The 2,378-nt window shown below is 71.2% G+C and carries 2 protein-coding genes; both read left to right on the top strand.

Going from position 1 to position 2,378, the window contains the following annotated elements; genetic code table 11:
* The first annotated feature begins 131 nt into the window (after nt 1-131).
* Nucleotides 132-788 carry a Maf family protein gene (locus tag ACLN58_RS21135; RefSeq protein ID WP_415857186.1) on the top strand — a complete coding sequence of 219 codons (657 nt, stop codon included), beginning with the start codon at nt 132-134 and terminating at the stop codon, nt 786-788.
* Nucleotides 789-835: 47 nt separating this feature from the next.
* On the top strand, nt 836-2,378 hold a 1,543-nt coding region (locus ACLN58_RS21130), incomplete at its 3' end, for an acetyl/propionyl/methylcrotonyl-CoA carboxylase subunit alpha (RefSeq protein ID WP_415857185.1).

The following is a 2,378-nucleotide window of genomic DNA, read 5'->3' as shown; positions in this document are numbered from 1 at the left end:
CCGGCCAGACCCACCCGTCCGTTCCTGCCCATCTTGGAGGCTTCCGCCTCGGCTGGGGCCCCGATTCGAGCCGTATTCGGCCTGGATGGGGCCCCGAGTGGGCAGGAAGGAACGCCCACTACGCTGGACGCATGGTCTCGGCTCCCTCTCCCACCCCACCCGCCCTTGTCCTCGCCTCGAAGTCCCCCGCGCGCACGAAGCTGCTCGCGGAGGCCGGGATCCCCCACCGGATCGTCGTCTCCGCCGTGGACGAGGAGGCGATCGTCGCCCAGCACCCCGAGGCAAGCCCCGCCGAGATGGCCCTCCTGCTCGCCCGCGCGAAGGCCGAGGCCGTCGCGTCGCTGCCCGAGGTGGAGGGCGCGCTGGTCCTCGGCTGCGACTCGGTCTTCGAGTTCGACGGCGCGGCGCTCGGCAAGCCGTACACGGCGGACGTCGCGGTCGAGCGGCTGCGCGCCATGAGCGGCCGCGGGGGCGTGCTCCACACGGGGCACTGGCTCGTGGACTGCCGCGACGGCGTCGTCTCGAGCGCGGGCGAGCTCTGCTCCGCGGGCGTCGAGTTCACCGAGATGTCCGACGACGAGATCGCCGCGTATGTCGCGACCGGCGAGCCGCTCCACTGCGCGGGCTCCTTCACGATCGATGGGCTCGGGGGCGCGTTCCTGGCCCGCGTTGACGGCGACCCGCACGCCGTCGTGGGCCTCTCGGTCTCGACGCTGCGCGCGCTGCTCTCCCGCGCCAAGGTGCGGCTCACCGACTTCTGGGCCGCCGCCGTCGTACCCCATTTGTAGGACCCCGACAAAGGATCGGCCGCTCCCCCGCCGGATCCGCCATCAATATGGGCGAATCCACCAAAGGGGCGCTAGGCTCACGGACAGTACAGAACGGAGTAGCCTTGTCCCTCAACGCCGCAAGCAAGCCCATCACGAAGGTCCTCATCGCGAACCGCGGTGAGATCGCCGTTCGCGTCATCCGAGCGGCCCGCGACGAGGGGCTGGCCTCCGTCGCCGTCTACGCGGATCCCGATCGGGACGCCCTGCACGTGCGCCTCGCCGACGAGGCGTTCGCGCTCGGCGGCACGACCGCTGCGGAGTCGTACCTCGTGATGGACAAGATCCTCGATGCGGCGCGCCAGTCCGGCGCCGACGCCATCCACCCCGGCTACGGCTTCCTCTCCGAGAACGCCGAGTTCGCCCGCCGCGTGATCGACGCCGGCCTCACGTGGATCGGACCCTCGCCCGAGGCGATCGCCGCGCTCGGGGACAAGGTCCGCGCACGCCACATCGCGGAGAAGGTCGGCGCGCCCCTCGTGCCCGGGACGAAGGACCCGGTCGGCTCCGCCGCCGAGGTCCTCGAGTTCGCACGCGAGTATGGCCTCCCGCTCGCGATCAAGGCCGCGTACGGCGGCGGCGGGCGCGGCATCAAGGTGGCCCGCACGCTTGAGGAGATCCCGGAGCTCTACGAGTCGGCGGTTCGCGAGGCGACGGCTGCGTTCGGCCGCGGCGAGTGCTTCATCGAGCGTTTCCTCGACTCCCCGCGCCACGTGGAGACGCAGTGCCTCGCCGATTCGCACGGCCACGTCGTGGTGGTCTCGACGCGCGACTGCTCGCTCCAGCGCCGCAACCAGAAGCTCGTCGAGGAGGCCCCCGCGCCGTTCCTGACCGACGAGCAGACCAAGCGCCTCTACGAGTCCTCGAAGGCGATTCTCAAGGAAGCCGGCTACCTCGGCGCCGGCACGTGCGAGTTCCTCGTGGGCCAGGACGGGACCATCAGCTTCCTCGAGGTCAACACGCGCCTTCAGGTCGAGCACTGCGTCTCCGAGGAGGTCACGGGACTGGACCTCGTGCGCGAGCAGTTCCGCCTCGCGCGCGGCGAGGAGCTCGGCTACGACGATCCCGAGATCCGCGGCCACTCCTTCGAATTTCGCATCAACGGCGAAGACCCGGGTCGCAACTTCATGCCTGCGCCCGGCACGGTCGAGACCCTCAGGTACCCGACCGGTCCCGGCATCCGCGTCGATTCGGGCATCGAGGCCGGAGAGGTCATCAGCGGCAACTTCGACTCGATGCTCGCGAAGCTCATCGTGACCGGCTCGAGCCGCGAGCAGGCGCTCGAGCGCTCGCGCCGCGCCCTCGACGAGCTCGTGATCACGGGCATGCCCACGGTCGTTCCGTTCCACGCCGCCGTAGTGCGGGACCGGGCGTTCGCGCCCGCGTCCGGCCCGTTCCGCGTGCACACGCGCTGGATCGAGACCGAGTTCGAGAACGAGATCCCTGCGTGGACGGGCGTCCCCGGCGCGGGCGCTGACGACGCCGGCGAGCGGCAGAGCGTCGTCGTCGAGGTGGGCGGCAAGCGGCTCGAGGTGACGATCCCGGCGGGGC

Source organism: Sinomonas sp. G460-2 (genome assembly GCF_047759905.1).
GTDB lineage: Bacteria > Actinomycetota > Actinomycetes > Actinomycetales > Micrococcaceae > Sinomonas.
This window is presented reverse-complemented; position numbering and strand designations above follow the sequence as displayed.

What these genes read in the sequence shown, in the direction of transcription:
- ACLN58_RS21135 (WP_415857186.1), top strand. Translation starts at nt 132, where the DNA reads ATGGTCTCGGCTCCCTCTCCCACCCCACCCGCCCTTGTCCTCGCCTCG.